Origin of the sequence: Pseudomonas turukhanskensis (assembly GCF_027922365.1) — a bacterium.
In the GTDB taxonomy this organism is placed as follows: Bacteria; Pseudomonadota; Gammaproteobacteria; order Pseudomonadales; family Pseudomonadaceae; genus Aquipseudomonas; species Aquipseudomonas turukhanskensis.
On record NZ_BSFN01000021.1, the window covers coordinates 56,574 to 78,403 of the forward strand.

A 21,830-nucleotide genomic window follows, 5' to 3' on the forward strand; every position below is an offset into this window, starting at 1 on the left:
TTTGCTGCCTACTTTTCATCAGGAAATGCCATGACCGCCCTGAAGAACGACCGCTTCCTCCGTGCTTTGCTGAAACAGCCTGTCGACGTCACTCCTGTGTGGGTGATGCGCCAGGCCGGTCGCTACCTGCCGGAGTACCGTGCCAGCCGTGCCAAGGCTGGCGACTTCATGGGGCTGATGCAGAACCCGCAGTTTGCCTGCGAAGTCACCCTGCAACCGCTGGACCGCTACCCGCAACTGGACGCGGCCATTCTGTTCTCCGACATCCTCACCATCCCCGATGCCATGGGCCAGGGCCTGTATTTCGAGACCGGCGAAGGCCCGCGTTTCAAGAAAGTCATCAGCAGCCTGGCCGACGTCGAAGCCCTGCCCATTCCGGACCCGGAAAAAGACCTTGGTTACGTGATGGACGCCGTGCGCACCATCCGCAGCGCCTTGAACGGCCGCGTGCCCTTGATCGGTTTCTCCGGCAGCCCCTGGACGTTGGCCACTTATATGGTCGAAGGCGGTTCTTCCAAGGACTTCCGCAAATCCAAGGCCATGCTCTACGACAACCCGCAGGCCATGCACCTGCTGCTCGACAAGCTCGCGCAGTCGGTCACCAGCTACCTCAACGGCCAGATTCTGGCCGGCGCACAAGCTGTGCAAATCTTCGATACCTGGGGCGGCAACCTGTCGTCAGCGGCGTACCTGGAATTCTCGCTGGCGTATATGAAGAAGATCGTGAGCGGTCTGATTCGCGAGCACGAAGGCCGCAAGATTCCAGTGATTCTGTTCACCAAGAATGGCGGCCTGTGGCTGGAGTCGCTGGCAGATGCCGGCGCCGATGCACTGGGCCTGGACTGGACCTGCGACATCGGCCAAGCGCGTCGCCGCGTCGGTGGCCAGGTGTCGCTGCAAGGCAACATGGACCCGACTGTCCTGTACGCTCAGCCTGCTGCTATTCGTAGCGAAGTGGCGCGCATTCTGGCCAGCTACGGCGAAGGCTCGGGGCATGTGTTCAATCTCGGCCACGGCATTACCCCGGAAGTGAATCCGGCGCACGCCGGGGCGTTCCTGGAGGCGGTGCACGAGTTGTCGGCGCAGTACCACCAGTAACAAAAAAGGCCGCTCAATGAGCGGCCTTTTCGTCGGGTGTGCTATGCGCACCGTTGCGATTCCCTGATGTCGCTTGGTGCGCGAAGCACACCCTAGGACGAGCGTTACGGCAACGGCGCAAACGGCGAGCCACCGTCTGCGGTCTGCAACTCGATCAGGTAATTGCGAAAAATCTGCCCCAGCACCTGGGTGGCGATTTCCAACTGCTCACGCGGCATCTGCGCGGCCACCTGGTCGGCGGTATCAAGCGCATCTTCGGCGCCATTCACGGCCGCCATTTTCAGCACGATATAGGCCTGCACGTTGTTGGCCTGCACGCCTTCGCCACGGAAGAACATCATCCCCAAGCGGTATTGGCTTTGTGCGTGGCCTTGTAGCGAGGCTTGTTCGAACAGGTTCAAGGCTTGCGGCAGATCACGCGGGGCGCGTTTGCCGTCGTAGAAGAACTCGCCGAGTTCGTATTGGGCTTCAGGGTCACCGCTCTGCGCGGCTTGCTGGCAGGACGAAAGGGCTTCGGCCTGGTCTTCGGGAAGGGTGTTGAGCGAACAGCGGCCGGCGGCCGGAATCAGCAAGGAGTTGCCGCCAGCTGATGCAACCAGTGGCAGCAGGAGCAACAGGCAGCCCAGGGACAGGGTGCGGCCGATGCAGTTCATAACAATCAACACGCCTCATCAAGCAGTGCGGGCACACGCCCGGCCATCGGAACGCGACAGCCCGCGCATTATGGAATAAGCCGGGCGCCTGTTACAAAGTCTTTACCGACTTTTCTGTCCGCGCTGATACATCGTGCTGACTGCGCAGTGCCAATAGCAGCCCACTCAGCAGAACATAGGCCAAGCTTAGCAGGGCATGAAATACGTCAACCCGCAGCAGCGAACCCAGGTTGCCCTCGGTTCCGACCACCAGGCCTGCGACGATAAACAGCGCCACCACGGCCACCGCTGCGGTGAGTGGTTTACGCCCCTGGGTAAAGCCGGCGTAAAGAATAAGCAGCAACGTGACCAGGTTGAGTACGAGCTTGTAGGTATCCAGCACGCCGAGGCGCTTGGCCCCTTCGAACAATAGGCTCAGGCTGATAATCACCCAGCACCACCCCAGGCGCTGCCACGCCCAGCCGCGCACCAGTGCCACCGCCGCGATGCCCAGGGCCGGCAAGGCGAGCAGGCTGCTGGCTTGGCTGAACTTGGCGTGCAGCGGTTGCCAGCTTTCATCCAGGCCAAAGTGCAGCACGCCGACCACCGCCGTGGCGCCGGTCAGCAGCAACGCGGCGATTATCAGCAACCAGGTCGCCCGCAGGTTTTTCTCGCCCCAGCGTGGGCTGCGCAGAATGCCGATCACGCAGGCGAAGCAGGCCAGCGCCAACAGCCCATCGGAGGCGGCGGTGCTGTATTGCATCAGCGCAGGGCCGCGAAGGCGCGTTCGGCGGCGTCGAGGGTGATTTGCAGCTCCTTGTCGCCATGGGCGATGGAAGTGAAACCGGCCTCGAACGCGCTCGGCGCCAGGTACACGCCGCCGTCGAGCATCAGGTGGAAGAATTGCTTGAAGCGCTCGGCATCGCTGCTCATCACGTCGTCGAAGGTGACGATGTCATCTGCGCCGCTGAAGTACAGCCCGAACATGCCGCCCGCCTGGGTGGTCACGAACGGAACGCCCGCCGCATCGGCGCGCTGCTGCAGGCCGTCGAGCATGCGCGTGGTGTAGGCGGTGAGTTCGTCGTGGAAACCCGGGCGACGGATCAGGTTCAGGGTGGTCAGGCCGGCGGCCATCGCCAGCGGGTTGCCCGACAGGGTGCCGGCCTGGTACACCGGGCCGAGCGGGGCGATCTGCTGCATGATTTCGCGCTTGCCGCCGAAGCAGCCTACCGGCATGCCGCCGCCGATGATCTTGCCGAAGGTCGACAGATCCGGCGTCACGCCGTAGTAAGCCTGAGCACCGCCCAGGGCGACGCGGAAGCCAGTCATCACTTCGTCGAAAATCAGCACCACGCCGTGTTTGTCGCATTGCTCGCGCAGGCCTTCGAGAAAGCCTGGTGCTGGCGGCACGCAATTCATATTGCCGGCCACTGGCTCGACGATGATGCACGCCACATCCTTGCCCACTTCGCTGAGCATTTTTTCTACGGCCGCGATGTCGTTGAACGGCAGGGTCAGGGTGTGCTTGGCGAATGCCGCTGGCACGCCCGCCGAGCTTGGCACGCCCTGGGTCAGGGCGCCGGAGCCGGCTTTCACCAGCAGGCTGTCGGAGTGACCGTGGTAGCAGCCTTCGAACTTGATGATGCTGTCGCGGCCGGTGTAACCACGGGCCAGGCGAATGGCGCTCATGGTCGCTTCGGTGCCGGAGCTGACCATGCGCACCATCTCCATCGACGGCACGATGGCGCACACCAGCTCAGCCATCTCGGTTTCCATGGCCGTGGGCGCGCCGTAGGAGAGGCCGTGTTCGAGCTGCTTGCGAACGGCCTCAAGCACGTCCGGGTGGCTGTGGCCGAGGATCATCGGGCCCCATGAACCGACGTAGTCCACGTACTGCTTGTTGTCTTCGTCGGTGACATAGGCGCCGATCGCATGTTTGAAGAACAGCGGCGTGCCACCCACGCTGCGAAACGCACGTACAGGCGAGTTCACGCCACCGGGGATGTGTTTTTGTGCGCTGGCAAACAGGGCTTCGGAACGGGACTGGGTCATGGGCAGACTCCTTTAATTGAGCTGGGCGGGCAGGGCAGGCCTGCGTCCACAAGATTCGGGTTTAAGCGTGGAACAGCGCACTGAAGGCGCGGGCGCGGCGGTTTACTTCCTGGGCCGTGTCGGCGCTGAACAGGGCATGGATGACCGCCAGCAAGCTGACGCCGCCGGTCACCAGGGGCGCGGCGTTGTCCAGGGTGATGCCGCCAATGGCGCACACCGGCAGTTGCACCCGCGCGCGGGCTTGTTGCACCAACTCCAGAGTGGCCGCCGGGGCGCCGGGTTTGGTTTGGGAATTGAAGAAACGACCAAACGCCACGTAGCTGGCGCCATCACGGGCGGCCTGTTCGGCCAGCTCTACCTGTGCCAGGCAGGTGCCGCCGATAATGGCATTGCGACCAAGCAGCGCGCGGGCCACCGACAGCGAGCCATCGCCCTGGCCCAGGTGCACGCCCACGCCCAGGCGTGCGGCCAGTTCGGCGTCGTCATTGATCAACAGGCTGGCGCCATAGCGCTCGCACAGGGTTTTCAGGGCCTGGGCTTCGCGCAGGCGGCGGGCGTCGTCGCTGCTCTTGTCGCGGTACTGCAACAGCGTGGCGCCGCCGTCGAGGGCCGCTTCCACATAAGGGAGCAATTTGCCGCCGGCCAACAGTTGGCTGTCGGTGATGGCGTAGAGACCGCGCAACGTGCTCATGAACAGAAGTCCAGCGGCAGGCGGCGCGGCACATACTGGCCACGGCCAAGCTGTTCGGCATCACGCAGGGTGCGCCACGTGTAGGCCAGGGCAGACTCCACGGCGCTGGCCAGGTTTTCACCCAGGGCCAGGCGGCCGGCCAGGGTGCTGGCCAAGGTGCAACCCGAGCCGTGATAACTGCCCGGCAAGCGCTCGCAGGTAAAGGTGTGCTGGCTGCCGTCGCGGCTGTACAGGCGGTTATGCACCTGGGATTCGTCGCCATGGCCGCCGGTAATCAGCAGGTGCTGAATAAAGGGCAGCAATTTGGCGGCACATTCGTCGGCGGTGCCCTGCGGCAGTTCGGCGAGGATTCGCGCTTCCGGCAGGTTCGGCGTGGCGATGGTCGCCACCGGCAGCAGGCGCTCGCGCATGGCGTAACCCACCTCGTCCTTGCCCAGCGCGCCGCCACCACCGGCACGCAGTACCGGATCGCACACCAGCGGCACACCCGGCAGCTTTTGCATGATTTCCAGCACGGTCTCAACCATCTGCACCGAGCCGAGCATGCCCAGTTTAACGGCGGCTACCGGCAGGTCGGCGATCACGGCGTCGGCCTGGGCCAACACCCATTCGCGATCCAGCACGCGGAAGTCGGTGACATTGACAGTGTCTTGCACGGTCAACGCGGTTACCGCCGGGGCGGCATGGCAGCCTTGGGCAAGCAAAGCTTCGATATCGGCCTGAAGACCGGCGCCACCACTAGGGTCGTGGCCGGAAAGGCAGAGGACAACGGGGCGGGAGGTATAGGTAGTCATGGTGCGCGAGCTTATCACTTTTCACCTTTTTTGCTGCAGGGAGCGCGGTGGTTTCAGTTGGGCAACAGTGAGATGCCAGCCACGCTTGGCAGGGCACCGGGCATTTTCCACAGCAGGTGGCCACTATTGCTGCTGGCACCCGCCATGCCTTGCCGGCGGCGGCTTTCAGCGCCATGTGGCTATGCTAGAGTGGCCCCTTTCGAATAAATCAGGTCGGCGTGGTGATGTCGTTACGGAGATGGGGCTCCGACGTCACGCGTCAGGCCATTGCGGGGCAGCATGCGCTACGGTCTTTTTCTTCTTCTGTGTCTGCTCGCGAACCTGGCCAAGGCGGTCGAGTTCGACGAGCACACCACCCAGCTTGTACTCGGGCAACAGATGGACGTGTTCGAGGATGTGCGCGGCGATGCCACCATCAACGACATCACCTCGGCGGCCCTGCAAGCCAGCTTCCGCCGCCACGACAAGCCGGTACTCAACGCCGGCTATTCCCATTCGGTGTTCTGGTTGCGCGTAGACCTGGCCTACCGCCCGCAAGACCTGGTCGGCCAACAGCCGTGGTTGTTGGAGCTGGCGTACCCGCCGCTGGACCATCTGGACCTCTATCTGCCCGACGGCCGCGGCGGTTTCCGGCTGGCGCAGCGCACCGGCGATGCCTTGCCGTTCGAAAGCCGGCAGATCAAACAGAACAACTACCTGTTTGAAATCAACTTGCAGCCTTACCAACCCCAGCGTGTCTATCTGCGCATACAGAGCCAGGGTTCGATCCAGGCGCCGCTAAACCTGTGGTCACCCAAGGCTTACATGGAGCAGATTCCCGGCCGTATCTACTTGCTGGGCATCATTTATGGCGTGCTGCTGGGCATGCTGATCTACAACCTGTTCATCTTCTTGAGCGTGCGCGACCCCAGCTACCTCTACTACATCCTCTATATCGCCTCGTTCGGGCTGTATCAGGTGTCGGTCAATGGCGCCGGTATCGAGTATTTCTGGCCGAACAACCCTTGGTGGGCCAATGCGTCCACGCCGTTTCTGGTGGGTTCGGCGGCGCTCTTCGGCGGCCAGTTTGCCCGCAGTTTCCTGCATACCAGCGAACACAGCCGGTGGATGGACCGCACGTTGCTGGGGATTATGGCCGTGGGTGCGTTGGTCATGGTGTTGGCGCTGACGGTGAGCTACAGCGTATCGCTGCGCCTGGCCACCTACCTGGCGCTGCTGTTCACCATCGTGATGTTCTCCGCCGGTCTGCTGGCCTGGCGCCGCGGCATGCGGGTGGCGCGTTACTTTATCTTCGCCTGGACCACCTTTCTGATCGGCGGCGTGATCAACACCCTGATGGTGCTCGGCTACCTGCCCAACATTTTCCTCACCATGTACGCAAGCCAAATCGGCTCGGCCATTGAGGTGGGGTTGCTGTCGCTGGCGCTGGCCGACCGCATCAACTCCATGAAGGAAGAGCGCGCGCGCATCCTCTATGACTCTGGGCGCAAGCTGGAAACCCTCAACCTGGAACTGGCCAACAGCAACCGCCTGAAAGACGAATTCCTCGCCACCGTCACCCACGAGCTGCGCACCCCCATGAACGGTGTGATTGGCTCCCTGGAGTTGATGCAAACCGTGCCCATGGACGTGGAACTGGAGCAATACCAGAAAACCGCCAGCGCCTCGGCACGCGACATGATGCGCATGGTCAGCGACATCCTCACCCTCACCGAACTGCAAGCCGGCAAGCTCTACCCGTGGCGCGAGCCCTTCAGCCTGCGCGGGCTGTTCGGCGGCTTGCGCACGCAGTTTGCGCAACGTGCCGAAGAGAAAGGCCTGGGTTTTACCCTGGAAATGGACGAGAGCTTGCCCGATACCCTTGAAGGCGACGCAGGCAAGCTCAGCCAATGCATCGGTTACCTGCTCGACAATGCCATCAAGTTCACCCCCGGTGGCGCGGTGACCTTGCGCGTGTCGGCTGCCGAACGCGGTCGTGAGGGGCTGATTCTGAAGGTGGGTGTGCTCGACAGTGGTATCGGTTTCAGCACCCCGCAGGACGGCTCCTTGTACCAGCGCTTCCATCAGCTGGATGGCTCCATGACCCGTGAATACGGCGGTCTCGGTGTGGGCCTGGCCATCTGCCGCAAGCTGGTAGGCCTGATGGGCGGTGGGCTGAGCCACCAATCGGAAGTAGGCGAGGGCAGCAACTTCGAGCTGACGGTGCCGCTGTTTCTCACCGGTAATGCCACACCTACTGCCAGTGCTACCCCGCGCGAACAGCCACGCCGAGTGACTGGCCAGGCGCTGCGTCGGCCTGAGGACTGCACCGTGCTGGTGGTGGAAGACAACGGCATCAACCAACTGGTGATGCGCGGCATGCTGCTCAAACTCGGCTACCGCGTGCGCTGTGCCGACAACGGTGCCGATGCCCTGGAGCTGCTGCGCCGTGAGTCTGTAGACGCTGTGCTGCTCGACTGCCAGATGCCGATCATGGACGGCTTCGCCACCTGCCGCGCCCTGCGCTCGATGCCCAATTGCGCCGAACTGCCGGTGCTGGCCATCACCGCCCACAGCCACAGCGGCGACCGCGAACGCTGCCTGGCCGCCGGCATGAGCGACTACCTGGCCAAGCCCGTAAAGTTTGAAGCGCTGCAGGCGCTGCTGCACGACTGGTTGTTGTGTTTGGAGCTTCAAGAGTAGGCGGCCTCGCCGCCTTCCTTCCGTCATCCCCGCGTAGGCGGGGGCCCGGCATCTCCCGTCTTAATCACTTGCTGGCCCCCTTCACCATTCTGGATCCCAGCCTGCGCTGGGATGACGGAGTTGGCGCCAGTGGTCTCGGTAAGCCCCCTTTTTTGACCGAAATACCCCTTCATCCAAACTCTGAACCATGATTCACTGTTTCCAAATGAATCAGGATTCAGACTATGGCCTACCGTCACAGCGCCGCCCGTATCGACCGCGACCAGGAGCTGCGCGAGCGGATTCTCGAAAGCGCCCTGCTGTTAGTGGTCGAGGGTGGTTTTGCTGCGCTGACCATGACCACCCTGGCCGAGCGGGTGGGCATTGCCACGGGCAGCCTGTACCGGCACTTTCGCGGCAAGGGTGAATTGGCCGCCGAGGTGTTTGCCCGTGCCAGCCAACGTGAAGTGGATGCCATGGCCGCCGCGCTGAATTTGCCCGGCAGCGAGCCCGCGCGCATGGCCGGCGCGCTGCAGCAATTTGCCGCCCGTGCCTGGCAGAGCCGTCGATTGGCGTTTGCGCTAATTGCCGAGCCGGTTGACCCCGAAGTCGACGAACGTCGCCTGGAGTTTCGCGAAGCCTACGCCGCCCACCTGAGCACCGTCATCGAACAGGGCGTGCAGTCCGGCACCTTTCGCACCTCGTCTGTTGCCGTCAGCGCCGCCTGCCTGGTGGGCGCCATCAGCGAAGCGTTAGTCGGTCCGCTTTCCCCGCAAGCCCGCGCCGCGCGCGAGGCGGGCCAACCCACACAACAATTGGCGGACGTCAGCGCCGCCCTGGTTTCCTTCTGTCTGCGCGCCCTTGCGGCCGAGGAGTCATCGTTATGAACAGCCACGCCGTGCTCGCTGAAACCCATGAAGTCAGCAACCAGCCACCGTCACTGGATGGCATCAACCTGTACCGCGCCGACCTGCCGCTGCAGGAATGGACCCGCCACTTCGGCGGTGCCTGGGCCAACGACCGTATCGATGCCTACGGTGCCCTGGCCGGCGGCCCGCTGATGGCCGCCGGTTTTCTGGCCAACGAAAACAAGCCCGTGTTCAAAAGCCATGACCGGTATGGCCATCGCATCGATATGGTCGAGTTCCACCCCGCTTATCACCAGCTGATGGCTGCGGCCATCGAGCATGGCCTGACCTCGCTGCCCTGGACCGACCCACGCGCCGGTGCCAACGTTGCCCGTGCCGCCATGACTTATATGCACAGCCAGGCCGAAGCCGGCAGCGGCTGCCCGCTGACCATGACCTACGCCAGCGTGCCGGCCCTGCGCATGCAGCCGGACGTGGCGGAGATATGGCTGCCGAAAATCCTCGCCACCGAGTACGACCCACGCAACCTACCGATCGGGCAAAAAGCCGGCGCTACCATCGGCATGGCCATGACCGAAAAGCAGGGCGGCACCGATGTGCGCGCCAACACCACCCGAGCGTATCCCGTGGGTATGCCGGGCCCTGGCCAGGCGTACGAGCTGGTCGGCCATAAGTGGTTCTGCTCGGCGCCGATGTGCGATGCCTTCCTGACCCTGGCGCAGACCGACAAAGGCCTGAGCTGCTTCCTGCTGCCGCGCCATCGCCCTGACGGCACGCGCAGCGAGTTCTATATCCAGCGTCTGAAAAACAAACTGGGTAACTGGTCCAACGCCTCCAGCGAAGTGGAATACCGCGGCGCCCTGGCCTGGATGCTCGGCGAAGAAGGCCGTGGCGTGCCGACCATTATCGAAATGGTGTCCATGACCCGCTTTGACTGCATGGTCGGTTCCAGCGCCCTGATGCGTCAGGCCCTGAGCCAGGCCGCGCATCACTGCGCACACCGCCGTGTTGGCGGCCGCGTGCTGAGCGAGCAAGCCCTGATGCAGAACGTGCTGGCCGATCTGGCACTGGAAAGCGAAGCCGCCATCGCCCTGAGCATGCGCATGGCCAAAGCACTGGATAACGCCCACGACGAGCAAGAGGACAAGTTCGCCCGCCTGGTAACGGCCGTGGGCAAATATTGGATCTGCAAACGCGCCCCGGCCATGATCAACGAGGCCGCCGAATGCATGGGCGGCGCCGGTTATGTGGAAGACAGCATTCTGCCGCGCCTTTACCGCGAAGCGCCGGTGAACTCCACATGGGAAGGCTCCGGCAACGTGCAATGCCTGGACGTGCTGCGGGCGCTGTCCAAAGAGCCGGGTGTGCTCGATGTGCTATTTGCCGAGCTGGGCGATGGCCATGGCGACGCGCGTTTGAAAGCGCATATCGAAGGCCTGAAAGCGGGTTTTCGCGACACCACCGATATCCAATACCGCGCCCGCCAACTCACCGAAGACGTGGCGGTCGGCCTGCAGGCCAAACTGCTGCTCGAAGGTGGCAATGCCGTAGTCGCCGATGCCTTTATTGCCAGCCGGCTCGGCCAGGGTGGCCGCGTGTACGGCACCTTGCCACGGGGCGTGGATGTAGAAGCCCTGGTGGCGCGCAGTACGCCGCATTTGATGGGTTAACGCTGCACCTGTAGGAGCGGCTTCAGCCGCGATGCTGTTGATTTAGGAGCATTGCGGCTGAGGCTGAACCTCGCATGCCTTTTGTTGGCGATGCAGGCAAGATAGGCGTCATGCGAGTCCAGACAGGAAGGCCGATCGTGACCAGCAACACCGACAGTTTTGTTATTGCCTACACCCCGGAAGAGGCGGTGGACCGCCTGGCCGCGCTGCACCAACAGGCCGTCGATGGCCTGAGCCAGGCGCTCAAGGCCTACCTCAAAGAGCGGATCAAACCCGAGCCCGATCAACGCGACCGTTTCCGCTATCCCGAATTACGCCTCACCTACCAGACCCAGGGCGAAGTACCCACCACCATCCGCGCCTACGCCAAAGTGCAGGTGCCCGGTACCTATGCCATCACCGTCACGCACCCGGCGGCGTTTCGCAAATACCTGCTCGAACAACTGCGCCCTCTGATGAACGACTTCACCGTGCAGGTGGAAGTCGGCGTCAGCCAGCAGAACATTCCTTACCCCTACGTGGTGGACGGCGGCGATGAACTGGCCGGCTCCGGCGTTACGGCGGCCGAGCTGTCGCGCGTATTCCCCAGCACCGATCTGTCGGCGGCAACCGATGGCATTGCCGACGGTTTGTATGACTGGCAGAACATCGACCCGCTGCCCCTGGCCTTGTTTGACGCCGCGCGCGTCGACTTCTCGTTGCGGCGTCTGGTGCACTACACCGGCAGCGACTGGCGCCATGTACAACCGTGGATTCTGCTGACCAACTACCACCGTTACGTTGACCAATTTATCCGCCACGGCCTGGCGCAACTGCGCGACGACCCGCGCTTTGTGCGCATGGTGTTGCCGGGCAACGTCATCATCGAGCGCGGCACGTCCGAAGAAGACGCCCAGGCCGTGGCCGATGCCGTGGTGTGGCACCGCTACCAGATGCCGGCGTACCACCTGATCGCCGCCGATGGCCATGGCGTGACCCTGGTGAATATCGGCGTCGGCCCCTCGAACGCCAAGAACATCACCGACCACCTGGCCGTGTTGCGTCCGCACTGCTGGCTGATGATTGGCCACTGCGGCGGCCTGCGTCAGTCGCAGACCATCGGCGACTACGTGCTGGCCCACGCCTACATGCGCCGCGACGGCATTCTCGACCGCGTGGTACCGCCAAATATTCCGATTCCTGCTCTGGCTGAAGTGCAGCTTGCCCTGCAAGACGCGGCAGCCGCGGTGACCGGCGAGAAAGGTGAAGCGCTGAAGCGGCGGCTGCGCACCGGCACGGTGCTGACCTACGACGACCGTAACTGGGAACTGCGTTGGGCCCAGGAGCGGCCGTTGATCAACCTGGCCCGGGCCATTGCCGTGGACATGGAAAGCGGCACCATCGCCGCCCAGGGCTATCGCCTGCGCGTGCCGTACGGCACGCTGCTGTGCGTATCGGATAAACCGCTGCACAGCGAAATCAAACTGCCGGGCGCGGCGGGGGCGTTTTATGAGCGGGCGGTGAGCCAGCACCTGCATATCGGCATCACCGCACTGGACCTGATGCGCACCCAGCTCGACTCGCTGCACTCACGCAAACTGCGCAGCTTCGACGAGCCGCCGTTTCGGTAAGAGAGGCGTAGGGCGAATATCCGCATCGCGGATATCCGCCGATTTGCGATCGGTGTATCGGCGGATATCGCCCGTGGCGATATTCGCCCTACGGCACCAACCGATTTATTCGCGAACGCGCGTTACGGCACCAACCACGTGTCGCCCGGCTGCGGCACGCGGAAGGTTTGCGGGTCCACCTCTTGTTCCTGCAACGCTGCCGCCAAATCGGCCGGCGGGGCGAACTGGCCTTCGTCGGTAAGGCGGAAGGTGCCGAAGTGAATTGCCAGGCTGTTTTTTGCCTGCAACTGCCGGTGCGCCTGTACGGCATCGTCCGGGTTCATATGGTGGTCGCGCATAAACCAGCGCGGCGCGTAGGCGCCGATTGGCAGCAGGGCAAAGCGCATCGGCCCGAAGCGTTCGTTGATCAACTTGAACTCCGGCCCCAGCCCGGTATCGCCGGGAAACAACATCGGCCCACTCGGTGCTTGCAGCACAAAGCCCAGCCACAGGGTGTGGTTGGTATCGGCGCGGGTGCGTGAGGACCAGTGCTGCACCGGCACGCCATGCACGGCGAGGGTTGGGCTGAGGGGCAGTTCCTGCCACCAATCGATCTCGGCCACGTCGGTAAAACCGGTTTGTTTGATCAGCTCGCCGTTGCCCAGCCCGGTCACCACCTTGGCCGTGGGAAAACGCAGGGCCAACTGGCGCAGGCTTTCCAGGTCGAGGTGGTCATAGTGGTTGTGGCTCACCAGAATCAGGTCAATCGGCGGCAGTTGTTCAATGCTCAACCCCGGCTCCTGAAAACGCTTGGGGCCGATAAAGGTGAACGGGCTGACGCGCTTGGACCACACCGGGTCGGTAAGGATATTCAGCCCCTGGTGCTGCAACAGCACAGTGGCGTGGTTGATATAGGTAACCTGCAACTCATCGCCGGGCACCCGTTCGCGTACCACCGGTGGGCTTTTCAGTGCCGGTTGCGCCACCCAGGCGTCGGTGCGCTCGCGGTTGAGCTGCCACTTGAGCAGGTCACGCAGGCTTTTCTCGGCGGTGGGCTGGATATTGTGAAAGCGCTCGCCATCGAAATGATCGCTGACGGGGCCTTGGTACGCGGAGTTATTACAGCCGGCCAGGGTCAGCAGGCTCAGCAACCATGTAGGACGAAGGTTACTTGGCATTGAGAAAACTCATACGGGGGTACATGCAGGCAAACCTAGCATGGCGCTTTTGGTTTGCCTGCCCCCCTTACATGTCTTGCAAACTACTTGCTAGCGTCCAGCACCACGCGGTAGCGGGCCTTGCCGGCACGCAGGTGATCGATGGCCTCGTTTACCTGGCTCATCGGGAACATCTCCACCTGCGGCACGATCTGGTGACGGGCGCAGAACTCGAGCATTTTTGCCATGTTGGACGGCGAGCCAACCGGCGAACCGGAAATGGCTTTTTGCGCCGGAATCAGGCTGAACACATGGACCGCAATGGCGCTCGGCACAATGCCGACAAAGTGCAGACGACCGCGGCCGCGCAAGGTCGCCATCAGGCTATTCCAGTCCAAATCGGCGCTGGCGGTAACCAGAAGGAAATCCAGGGTGCCGGCAATCGCCTTCATGGCCGCAGCATCAGTGGAGGCCACCGCGTTGTGCGCGCCTAAGCGTTTGGCTTCCTCCTGCTTGCTGGGCGAGGAAGTGAAGGCGGTGACCTCACAGCCCCAGGCATTGAGGAATTTCAGCGCCAGGTGGCCAAGGCCGCCAATGCCCACCACACCAACGCGATCGGTCGGCTTGATATCCAGTTCCACCAGCGGGCTGAACACCGTGGAGCCGGCGCAGAACAGCGGGCCGGCCAGGCTTGGGTCGATGGCTGCCGGAATCGGAATGGCCCAGGCCCAGTGGGCGCGCAGGCGATCGGCGAAGCCGCCGTTGCCGCCGATGATGGTTGGCTGCACGGTGCGGCACAGCTGGTGCGAACCTCCCATGCACGAGGCGCAATGCATGCAGCTGCCTTTGTTCCAGCCAATGCCCACCCGCTGGCCGAGCTTCAGGCCGCGTACCTGGTCGCCCACGCGCACCACGGTGCCGACCACTTCATGGCCTGGAATAAACGGGTAGCGGGTGCGGCCCCATTCGTTGTCGATCATCGACTGGTCGGAATGGCAGATGCCGCAGAACTCCACAGCCACTTCCACGTCCTCGGCGCCCAGAGGGCCCGGGTCGTACGTGTAGGCTTGCAGCGGGGCATTGGGCGCGGTGGCGGCCCAACCGGTGAATGTCTGAAGGTCGGAGGTGCTCATGCAGGGGTCCTTTTTTTGTTGTATTGCGCAGCCCAGCAGCATTAACCATAGACAGCAAATGATGAAGCGAGATAAGCCAGGCTGATGGTGCATGCATGGCCTCGGGTTACACTGTGCCGTCCCCGTTTGTTACCCGGATTGCCCATGCCGCGCCCACCTCGTCCCCCCGCCCGAACTGCCCGCCCGGCGCCACGCCGTGTTGCCAAGGCACCACCGGCCGAGCCGAAACTGCTGTTGTTCAACAAGCCGTTTGACGTGCTCACCCAGTTCAACGACGAGCAGGGCCGCAGCACCCTCAAGGATTTTATTCCGGTGCCCGGCGTATACCCGGCCGGACGCCTGGACCGCGACAGCGAAGGCCTGTTGCTGCTGACCAACGACGGCCAGCTGCAAGCGCGCATTGCCGACCCCAAGCACAAGCTGGCCAAAACCTACTGGGTGCAAGTGGAAGGCGAGCCAAGCGAAGAGCAGCTGCAGCGCCTGCGCGATGGCGTGGAGCTCAATGACGGGCCGACGTTACCGGCCCAGGCGCGGCAGTTGCCCGAGCCGGATTTGTGGGCGCGCACTCCGCCGGTGCGGTTTCGTAAAAGCATTCCCACGGCGTGGCTGGAGCTGGTGATCAAGGAAGGGCGCAATCGCCAGGTGCGGCGGATGACGGCGGCGGTGGGATTGCCGACGCTGCGCTTGGTGCGGGTTAGGATCGGGCCGTGGAGTATTGAAGGGTTGGGGTTGGGCGAATGGCTAGAGGCGGAACCGCTCTTGTAGGGTGCGCGCCGCGCACCGTTGCGTTCTCACATGAAGCGCAAGGTGCGCGGAGCACACCCAGCACGCTTAGAAACCTTCCAGGCTTCCGATCACCACAGTCTTGATGATAAAGCCCAGCACGCCCAGGCCTAGTGCCAGAAAGAGAACCATGGTGCCGTATTTGCCGGCTTTGGATTTTTTCGCCAGGTCCCAGACGATAAACCCCATAAAGGCCACCAGGCCGCCGACCAGGATGATCATCATCCACTCTTCAAACTTTTCCGGTTCCATCACAACCTCGGGTATTCACCAGACTTGAATGCATCGCCCAGGCCGTACGGCCGGGTCAAGGCCGGCGATTATACGCCAGCGCCACGTGCCAGGGCCTCTGCTTCGTCGCCGCACACCCACTAGCTGCGCAGGTGCTGCAACGGCAGTTGCGTGCTGGAAATCACCTGGTTGAGTACAAAGCTCGACTTCACGCTGGTCACCCCTTCAATGCGGGTGAGTTGGCCGAGCAGAAATTTCTGATAGTGGTCCATGTCCGGCACCACCACCTTGAGTTGGTAGTCGGCGTCCATGCCCGTCACCAGGCTGCACTCCAGCACTTCCGGGCATTGGCTGATCACCGATTCAAAATGCTCGAAACGCTCGGGGGTATGGCGGTCCATGCCGATATTCACAAAAGCGGTGAGGCTCAAACCCAGTTTCTTGCGATCCAGCAGCGCCACCTGACGGAGGATGTACCCGTCGTCTTCCAGTTGTTTTACCCGTCGCGAGCAGGGCGAGGGCGACAGGCCGATGCGTTCGGCCAGCTCTTGATTGGAGATGCGCGCATCGCGCTGCAGTTCCGCAAGAATATTCAGGTCGTAGCGGTCCAGGTTGTTCAAGATGGCGCTCCTTTCGGTTCTGATTGCGCAGCATGGTGCGTTAGTGAGGAAAGATTGCGCAAGTCATAACTCTATCAGCAATATTCGCAATCATCTGTCGTTCGCCCAGGCCTACACTTTCCCCCACGTTAAATGACCCGGACGCAAGTCCAACTGGCCCGCCCAATCAGGCGCGCCAGAGCCGCCGACCCCACCGGGTCGCCCACGGCAGCCGGGTCCGCACTGCCCAACCAGGCGGGCGACACAGGCAGCGACACAATCGCTTGCAGCGGACAGAAAAAACCAAGGGGCCTTCAAGGCCCCTTTTTGCTGCGTGCACAAAATAGCGTTGGGGGCATGGCCCGCCGCTCAATCTCGAATGATGGAAAGCAGATATTTTTTCTTCAGGTGTGCTGGCCGATGCAACTCCGTATTTGGCCGTTGTCGAAGTTGTTACCGATCGGCTACAACAGCCCTCCGCTCAACGATAATGAGCGCTAGGCCATTGGCGGTAATCGCCCCCCTCGGAGTAGAAGTTCATGAAGTCGCAGATCTGGCGCCTGGCAGGTGTAAGCGTGCTTTCCCTGGCGATGTTTGGCAGCGCCCTGGCCGATGACGGCCCGGACCCGCGTTCGGTACTGGGCGGCGGTGGCTCGCAACGTGATCAGGGGCGTAGCAATTCTGGTGGTTATCAGGGGGGCGGTAATCAAGGCGGCGGCCAGAGCCGTCCGCAACAACAGCAAGGCGTGCAAGGCCCCGCTCGCGTGCTGGGGGGCAGTACGCCAGCGCCGCGTGACGACCGGGGTGGTTACGGTAATGGCCACAATCAGGGCGGCTATAACCAGGGCCATAACAATGGCAACGGTGGAGGCTACAACGGCGGTTATAACGGCGGCGGCTACCACAATGGCGGCTACAGCAACGGCGGCTACAACGGCAATGGCAATGGCCATAGCGGCGGTCGTGACGACGATGACGATGACCATGGCCGCCCTGGCAACAACGACTCGCGCGGCTCCAAAGGGCCAGTTGGCCAGGTAGGCGCCAAGTCGCCGCCACCGCCCGGCAACCAATGGCATGGCGGCCGCCCAAGTGGCGGCTGGGGCCCCGGCCCCCGCTGGCAGCCGGGCTATCGGGTCGAGCACATTCCCCAGGGTCGCTGGCGTGTGCCCCACGGCGGTATCGACTACTACTACGCCGACGGCTACTGGTACCGCCCCTATGGCCCAAGCTATATCGTTGTGACGCCCCCCTACGGCGTGCGCGTGCGCACTCTGCCGTCCTACGCCGAACAACTGTGGATCGGCAGCGCGCTGTACTTCATTGCCGCCGGCACCTACTACCTCTACCAGGCCGATCGCCAGGAGTACGTGGTCACCAGCCCGCCTACGCAAGTCACCAGCAACAACGGCTGGCAGGGCAATGGTTATGACGTGGTGGCGTACCCGGCCCGTGGCCAGGGCCAAGCGCAGATCGCCCAGGACCGTTACGACTGTCACCGCTGGGCCGTCAACCAGAGCGGTTTCGACCCCTCGCAAGCGGCCTATGCCCCAGCGCCGAATGTGGCGGACATCTATCGTCGCTCACTGGGTGCGTGTTTGGCAGGGCGCGGTTATAGCGTGAATTGAGATCGGTTTTTGTAGGGTGTGCTAGGCGCACCCTTGCGGTTGCGCGGTGATCGCAAGGGTGCGCACAGCACACCTTACGGTCGAGGTTTGACCACTTCTTGCGGGTCGGCGTGCACCAGCACTTCCGCTCGGGGATAGGCCGCAATAATCGCCCTCTCTACCTGCTCGCACAGGTCATGCGCCACTGTCAGGCTCAAGTCCCCCGGCAACTCCAGGTGCAATTGCACAAACCAGTGCGAGCCGGAAATGCGCGTGCGCAGGTCGTGGGCGCCAAGTACGCCGGGCACCGCACACGCCAGTTCCAGCATCTGCGCGCTAACGTCCGGCGGCAGCTCTTGATCCATCAGCACCGCAATCGCCTCACGCACGATCTGTACGGCACTCCACAGGATGTAGACCGAAATCGCCAACCCAAACAACGCATCCAGTTGCTGCCAGCCGAACCAGGCCAGCACCAGGGCAGCGAGAATGCTGCCGTTGAGCAGCAGGTCGGAGCGGTAGTGCAGGGAGTCGGCACGAATGGCCGTAGAGCCGGTAATGCGGATAACCCGGTACTGGAACGCCAGCAAGGCGACGGTTAGCGCCAGCGACAGCAGCATCACCGCAATGCCCAACTCGGGCGAGCCGAGCGGCTCGGGGTGGCGCAAATGCTCCACCGCCTGAATCGCCACCAGCACCGCACTCACGGCAATAAACAACGCCTGGGCAATGGCCGATAACGCTTCGGCTTTGCCATGGCCATAGCGATGATCGTCATCGGCGGGGCGCAGCGAGTAATGCACGGCCAGCAGGTTGAGCAGCGAGGCGGCGCCATCGAGCAGCGAGTCGGTCAGCCCGGCCAACAGGCTGACAGAACCGCTCAACCACCAGGCCACGCCTTTGGCGACAATCAGAATGATCGCCACCGACAGCGAGGCCAAGGTGGCCTGACGTAGCAGGCGCTCGTGCGCCTGGCTCAGTTTCATGCGGCTGGTTGCAGACCGAACGCGGCCAGTTGTTGCAGGCTGCCTTTGTGCTGGATCAGGCGTGGATCATCCAGCGGCAGGGAGCGGCCGGTTTCGCTTTCGATCAGGGCTTTGAGGCGCACGTTGTCGACTTTGCCATCAGTGCCGATGGTGTCCTGCAGTTTCTGCGGGTCGATCTGTGCGCTCTGGCCTTCGGGGAAATAGATGGCGCCGGTGGCGAAGTCGATGCCGAAGGCGATGAGGCCAGGGATGATATAGAACAGCAGGCCGATGGCATCGAGGCCAGCCACTACCGGGTCGATCTTGCCCTCGATCTGGCCACGACGATCAGGGAAAAAGATGCTGCCGCACGCGCTCAGCTGGGTGAGCAAGGCAACGATCAAGGCACCGCCAATAACACGAGACTTCATGTGCATAACTGCATCTCCATGGAAAAAGTTGCGCAACTATACAAGCGTTCGTAATGCACTTGCATGGGGGTATGGCCAATACCGCCTGTGGCGGTATCCGCCGCTGCGATGGGTGAGACGGCGGATATCCGCAATGCGGATATTCGCCCTACGACCCGAGGTTACGAGGGAAAGTTCGCCGTTATACTCGCCGCCTCACTTTGCCTGTTGCCAATGACCTTTCCATGTCCGTGACTCCACTGCCCATCGACGCCGTTTTACCCGCCCTGCGTGCCGCGCTCGCCGAACGCCACGAGGCCGTACTGGAAGCGCCGCCCGGTGCCGGTAAAACCACCCGCGTGCCCTTGGCGTTGCTCAATGAAAGCTGGCTGGCGGGGCAGTCGATCATCATGCTCGAACCCCGTCGCCTGGCAGCGCGTGCCGCGGCCGAACGGCTGGCCAGCGAGTTGGGCGAAGCGGTCGGTGGCACGGTCGGTTATCGCATTCGGCTGGAAAGCAAGGTGAGCGCGGCCACCCGCATCGAAGTGGTGACCGAGGGCATTCTTGCGCGGCGATTGCAGGACGACCCGGCGCTGGAGGGGGTCGGCCTGGTGATCTTCGATGAATACCACGAGCGCTCCCTGGACGCCGACCTGGCCTTGGCCCTCACCCTCAATGGCCGCGCCTTGCTGCGCGATGACCCGCCGCTGAAAGTGCTGCTGATGTCGGCCACGCTGGAAGGCGAGCGCTTGTCCGCGCTGCTGGATAACGCGCCGGTGGTGCGCAGCGAAGGGCGTATGTATCCGGTGGAAACGCATTGGGGCCGGCCGTTCCAGCCGGGTGGCCCTTACGCCAAAGAAGGGTTGGAGCCACGCGCCGTGCAAACCGTGCTGCAAGCTCTGAACGACGAGCCCGGCAGCGTGTTGGTGTTTCTGCCGGGGCAGGGCGAGATTCGTCGGGTTAACGACCAACTGGCCGAAGCCCTGCAAGGCCAGCCCGATGTTTTGTTGTGCCCATTGCACGGGGAACTCGACCTCAAGGCTCAGCGCGCCGCCATCGAGCCGGCGCCGGCCGGCAAACGCAAAGTGGTGCTCGCCACCAATATCGCTGAAACCAGCCTGACCATCGACGGCGTGCGCGTGGTGGTGGATGCCGGCTTTGCCCGCGTGCCGCGTTTCGACCCCGGCAGCGGCATGACCCGCCTGGACACCCAACGCATTTCCCGCGCCAGCGCCACCCAGCGCGCCGGCCGTGCCGGACGCTTGCAGCCGGGTGCCTGTTATCGCCTGTGGTCGCAAGCGCAGCACGAGCAAATGGCCGCCTACGGCAGTGCCGAAATTCTACAAGCCGACCTTGCCGGCTTGGCCTTGCAACTGGCGCGCTGGGGCGTGACCCCGCAAGAACTAACCTGGCTGGATGCGCCGCCGAGTGCCTCCTATGCCCAGGCGCAAGACCTGCTGGTGCGCCTCGGCGCCCTGCAGCCCAACGGCCAACTGACGCCCCATGGCCAGGCCATGGCCGAACTGCCGGCCCATCCGCGCATCGCCCATTTGCTATTGCGCGGCCAAGCGTTGGGCCTCGGCAACCTGGCTTGCGACGTGGCGGCCTTGCTCGGCGAACGCGATATCCAACGCGGTGGCGGCGCAGACTTGCATAGCCGCCTGGCCCTGCTCAGCGGCGAAGAGCGTGGTCAGCGAGGCGGGCAGGGCGGTGTGCAGCGGGCGCGGCAGCTGGCCAAACAATTTCGCAGCTACCTTCGCGGCAAGCCCACCGAGCCAGTCAGTGATCCCGAGCACCCGCGCTGGCTGGGCGCGCTGCTGGCCTTTGCCTATCCCGACCGCGTGGCCCAACAGCGGCGTGCCGGCGGTGGCGAATACCGCCTGGCCAATGGCCGCGCCGCGCAGTTTGGTGAACCGGATGCGTTGATGAAACAACCCTGGCTGGTGGTGGCCGAGCTGGGCAGCCGTCAGGGCCAGCGTGAAGAGCGTATCTACCTCGCCGCCGAGCTGGACCCGGCGCTGTTCGACAGCGTGCTGCGTGAACAAGTCAGCGTGCGCGAAGAACTGGAATGGGACGAACGTGAAGGCGCGCTGAAAGCCGAACGGCAATGGCGCGTCGGCGAACTGGTGCTCAACCGCGAGCCGCTCAAGGACCTCGACGAAACCACCCGCAGCCGCGCGTTGCTAGGCCTGGTGCGGCGAAAAGGTTTGGAACTGTTGCCCTGGACGCCCGAGCTGCGCCAATGGCAGGCGCGGATTGCGCTGTTGCGACGGCTGGATCTGGCTGGCGGCAGCAGCAGCGAATGGCCGGATGTCAGCGACGCGGCGTTGCTGGCGAGCCTGGAAAAGTGGCTGCAACCGTACCTTGGCAAGGTCACCCGCCTGAGTCACTTCGGCAATCTGGACCTGCACAACATGCTGCAAACCTTGCTGCCCTGGCCGCTGCCGCAGCGCCTGGAAGAACTCGCGCCCAAGGCCGTGCAAGTGCCGTCCGGCTCGCGCATCGGCATCGACTACAACGAAGAGCCGCCGGTGCTGGCGGTGCGCATGCAGGAACTGTTCGGCCTGGCCGATACGCCGCGCATTGCCGGCGGCCGCCAGGTGGTGAAACTGCATCTGCTGTCACCAGGACGTAAGCCGGTGCAGGTGACGCAGGATTTGGCCAACTTCTGGCGCAGCACCTACGCCGAGGTGAAGAAGGAATTGAAGGGCCGCTATCCCAAGCACTACTGGCCGGACGACCCGCTGATTGCCGAGCCGACTGCGAGGGCCAAGCCCAGACGCTGAATTGCTTCGTAGATACCGTCTTGCCCATCAGTGGGCAAGCGCCTTTTGCACATCGAAGGGTTGTCCCGATTTGAGTACACCATAGGCGATGTGCAGCAGCTTG

The 21,830-nt window shown here is 63.3% G+C and carries 19 protein-coding genes; 8 read left to right on the forward strand and 11 right to left on the reverse strand.

Translation table 11 applies throughout. The annotated features are described in order from the left end of the window. Positions 1-30: 30 nt before the first annotated feature. Positions 31-1,098, forward strand: a complete 1,068-nt coding sequence (hemE, locus tag PKE98_RS23095) for a uroporphyrinogen decarboxylase (protein ID WP_271197770.1) — start codon at positions 31-33, stop codon at positions 1,096-1,098. 104 nt (positions 1,099-1,202) lie between these two features. Here the strand turns inward: hemE and PKE98_RS23100 are convergent, their stop codons facing one another. From PKE98_RS23100 to PKE98_RS23120, 5 genes are all read right to left on the reverse strand, one after another. Then, positions 1,203-1,751 (reverse strand): tetratricopeptide repeat protein, encoded by a 549-nt coding sequence (locus PKE98_RS23100; RefSeq protein ID WP_271197789.1) that lies wholly within the window; start codon positions 1,749-1,751, stop codon positions 1,203-1,205. 91 nt (positions 1,752-1,842) lie between these two features. Beyond that, positions 1,843-2,493: a hypothetical protein gene (locus tag PKE98_RS23105; RefSeq protein WP_271197771.1), complete on the reverse strand. Its 651-nt coding sequence runs from the start codon at positions 2,491-2,493 to the stop codon at positions 1,843-1,845. Beyond that, positions 2,493-3,782: a glutamate-1-semialdehyde 2,1-aminomutase gene (gene hemL / locus PKE98_RS23110; RefSeq protein WP_271197772.1), complete on the reverse strand. Its 1,290-nt coding sequence runs from the start codon at positions 3,780-3,782 to the stop codon at positions 2,493-2,495. Before hemL ends, PKE98_RS23105 begins: the two co-directional genes overlap by 1 nt. Positions 3,783-3,843: 61 nt before the next feature. Then, complete coding sequence (gene thiE, locus PKE98_RS23115; RefSeq protein WP_271197773.1) at positions 3,844-4,473, reverse strand: thiamine phosphate synthase; 630 nt, start codon at positions 4,471-4,473, stop codon at positions 3,844-3,846. After that, the gene (locus tag PKE98_RS23120; RefSeq protein WP_271197774.1) at positions 4,470-5,267 is read right to left on the reverse strand and encodes a hydroxymethylpyrimidine/phosphomethylpyrimidine kinase; all 798 of its coding nucleotides are present in this window, start codon (positions 5,265-5,267) and stop codon (positions 4,470-4,472) included. The genes thiE and PKE98_RS23120 overlap by 4 nt, the downstream gene beginning before the upstream one ends. A 279-nt stretch (positions 5,268-5,546) precedes the next feature. Between PKE98_RS23120 and PKE98_RS23125 the strand changes: the two genes are divergently transcribed. From PKE98_RS23125 to amn, 4 genes are all read left to right on the forward strand, one after another. Beyond that, complete coding sequence (locus tag PKE98_RS23125) at positions 5,547-7,949, forward strand: hybrid sensor histidine kinase/response regulator (RefSeq protein ID WP_271197775.1); 2,403 nt, start codon at positions 5,547-5,549, stop codon at positions 7,947-7,949. Between the two features lie 224 nt (positions 7,950-8,173). Next, positions 8,174-8,815, forward strand: a complete 642-nt coding sequence (locus PKE98_RS23130; protein WP_271197776.1) for a TetR/AcrR family transcriptional regulator — start codon at positions 8,174-8,176, stop codon at positions 8,813-8,815. Beyond that, on the forward strand, positions 8,812-10,467 hold the full coding sequence (locus PKE98_RS23135) for an acyl-CoA dehydrogenase family protein (protein WP_271197777.1): 1,656 nt from the start codon (positions 8,812-8,814) through the stop codon (positions 10,465-10,467). Before PKE98_RS23130 ends, PKE98_RS23135 begins: the two co-directional genes overlap by 4 nt. A 137-nt stretch (positions 10,468-10,604) precedes the next feature. Then, complete coding sequence (gene amn, locus PKE98_RS23140; RefSeq protein WP_373877907.1) at positions 10,605-12,077, forward strand: AMP nucleosidase; 1,473 nt, start codon at positions 10,605-10,607, stop codon at positions 12,075-12,077. A 122-nt stretch (positions 12,078-12,199) separates the two neighbouring features. Here amn and PKE98_RS23145 read toward each other — a convergent pair whose 3' ends face one another. After that, positions 12,200-13,234, reverse strand: a complete 1,035-nt coding sequence (locus tag PKE98_RS23145) for an MBL fold metallo-hydrolase (RefSeq protein ID WP_271197779.1) — start codon at positions 13,232-13,234, stop codon at positions 12,200-12,202. An 83-nt stretch (positions 13,235-13,317) separates the two neighbouring features. Further along, positions 13,318-14,346, reverse strand: coding sequence for an NADPH-dependent aldehyde reductase Ahr (gene ahr, locus PKE98_RS23150; RefSeq protein ID WP_271197780.1), 1,029 nt, complete (start codon positions 14,344-14,346; stop codon positions 13,318-13,320). Between the two features lie 144 nt (positions 14,347-14,490). On the opposite strand from ahr, the gene PKE98_RS23155 reads away from it, so the two are divergent. Continuing rightward, the gene (locus tag PKE98_RS23155) at positions 14,491-15,111 is read left to right on the forward strand and encodes a pseudouridine synthase (protein WP_271197781.1); all 621 of its coding nucleotides are present in this window, start codon (positions 14,491-14,493) and stop codon (positions 15,109-15,111) included. 66 nt (positions 15,112-15,177) lie between these two features. On the opposite strand, the gene PKE98_RS23160 is transcribed toward PKE98_RS23155, so the two are convergent. Continuing rightward, entirely contained in the window at positions 15,178-15,381 is a 204-nt protein-coding gene (locus PKE98_RS23160) for a DUF2788 domain-containing protein (protein WP_108096231.1), read from the reverse strand. 119 nt (positions 15,382-15,500) lie between these two features. Next, a complete protein-coding gene (locus PKE98_RS23165) occupies positions 15,501-15,980 on the reverse strand; it encodes an Lrp/AsnC family transcriptional regulator (protein WP_271197782.1) in 480 nt (159 codons plus the stop codon). 518 nt (positions 15,981-16,498) lie between these two features. On the opposite strand from PKE98_RS23165, the gene PKE98_RS23170 reads away from it, so the two are divergent. Further along, positions 16,499-17,587, forward strand: coding sequence for a DUF6515 family protein (locus PKE98_RS23170; RefSeq protein WP_271197783.1), 1,089 nt, complete (start codon positions 16,499-16,501; stop codon positions 17,585-17,587). 74 nt (positions 17,588-17,661) lie between these two features. Here the strand turns inward: PKE98_RS23170 and PKE98_RS23175 are convergent, their stop codons facing one another. Beyond that, positions 17,662-18,552: a cation diffusion facilitator family transporter gene (locus PKE98_RS23175; protein WP_271197784.1), complete on the reverse strand. Its 891-nt coding sequence runs from the start codon at positions 18,550-18,552 to the stop codon at positions 17,662-17,664. Continuing rightward, on the reverse strand, positions 18,549-18,968 hold the full coding sequence (pmcY, locus tag PKE98_RS23180) for a periplasmic Zn2+ metallochaperone PmcY (protein ID WP_271197785.1): 420 nt from the start codon (positions 18,966-18,968) through the stop codon (positions 18,549-18,551). Before pmcY ends, PKE98_RS23175 begins: the two co-directional genes overlap by 4 nt. Before the next feature lie 224 nt (positions 18,969-19,192). Between pmcY and hrpB the strand changes: the two genes are divergently transcribed. After that, entirely contained in the window at positions 19,193-21,727 is a 2,535-nt protein-coding gene (gene hrpB, locus PKE98_RS23185) for an ATP-dependent helicase HrpB (protein WP_271197790.1), read from the forward strand. The last annotated feature ends 103 nt before the right edge of the window (positions 21,728-21,830 follow it).

Excerpts from the sequence above, each read along its gene's own strand:
- PKE98_RS23130 (WP_271197776.1), top strand. The coding sequence starts at position 8,174 with ATGGCCTACCGTCACAGCGCCGCCCGTATCGACCGCGACCAGGAGCTG.
- PKE98_RS23120 (WP_271197774.1), bottom strand. The coding sequence starts at position 5,267 with ATGACTACCTATACCTCCCGCCCCGTTGTCCTCTGCCTTTCCGGCCAC.
- hemL (WP_271197772.1), bottom strand. The coding sequence starts at position 3,782 with ATGACCCAGTCCCGTTCCGAAGCCCTGTTTGCCAGCGCACAAAAACAC.
- thiE (WP_271197773.1), bottom strand. The coding sequence starts at position 4,473 with ATGAGCACGTTGCGCGGTCTCTACGCCATCACCGACAGCCAACTGTTG.
- PKE98_RS23125 (WP_271197775.1), top strand. The coding sequence starts at position 5,547 with ATGCGCTACGGTCTTTTTCTTCTTCTGTGTCTGCTCGCGAACCTGGCC.
- PKE98_RS23155 (WP_271197781.1), top strand. The coding sequence starts at position 14,491 with ATGCCGCGCCCACCTCGTCCCCCCGCCCGAACTGCCCGCCCGGCGCCA.
- PKE98_RS23135 (WP_271197777.1), top strand. The coding sequence starts at position 8,812 with ATGAACAGCCACGCCGTGCTCGCTGAAACCCATGAAGTCAGCAACCAG.
- PKE98_RS23100 (WP_271197789.1), bottom strand. The coding sequence starts at position 1,751 with ATGAACTGCATCGGCCGCACCCTGTCCCTGGGCTGCCTGTTGCTCCTG.
- ahr (WP_271197780.1), bottom strand. The coding sequence starts at position 14,346 with ATGAGCACCTCCGACCTTCAGACATTCACCGGTTGGGCCGCCACCGCG.
- PKE98_RS23175 (WP_271197784.1), bottom strand. The coding sequence starts at position 18,552 with ATGAAACTGAGCCAGGCGCACGAGCGCCTGCTACGTCAGGCCACCTTG.
- hemE (WP_271197770.1), top strand. The coding sequence starts at position 31 with ATGACCGCCCTGAAGAACGACCGCTTCCTCCGTGCTTTGCTGAAACAG.
- PKE98_RS23160 (WP_108096231.1), bottom strand. The coding sequence starts at position 15,381 with ATGGAACCGGAAAAGTTTGAAGAGTGGATGATGATCATCCTGGTCGGC.
- PKE98_RS23170 (WP_271197783.1), top strand. The coding sequence starts at position 16,499 with ATGAAGTCGCAGATCTGGCGCCTGGCAGGTGTAAGCGTGCTTTCCCTG.
- PKE98_RS23145 (WP_271197779.1), bottom strand. The coding sequence starts at position 13,234 with ATGCCAAGTAACCTTCGTCCTACATGGTTGCTGAGCCTGCTGACCCTG.
- PKE98_RS23105 (WP_271197771.1), bottom strand. The coding sequence starts at position 2,493 with ATGCAATACAGCACCGCCGCCTCCGATGGGCTGTTGGCGCTGGCCTGC.
- pmcY (WP_271197785.1), bottom strand. The coding sequence starts at position 18,968 with ATGCACATGAAGTCTCGTGTTATTGGCGGTGCCTTGATCGTTGCCTTG.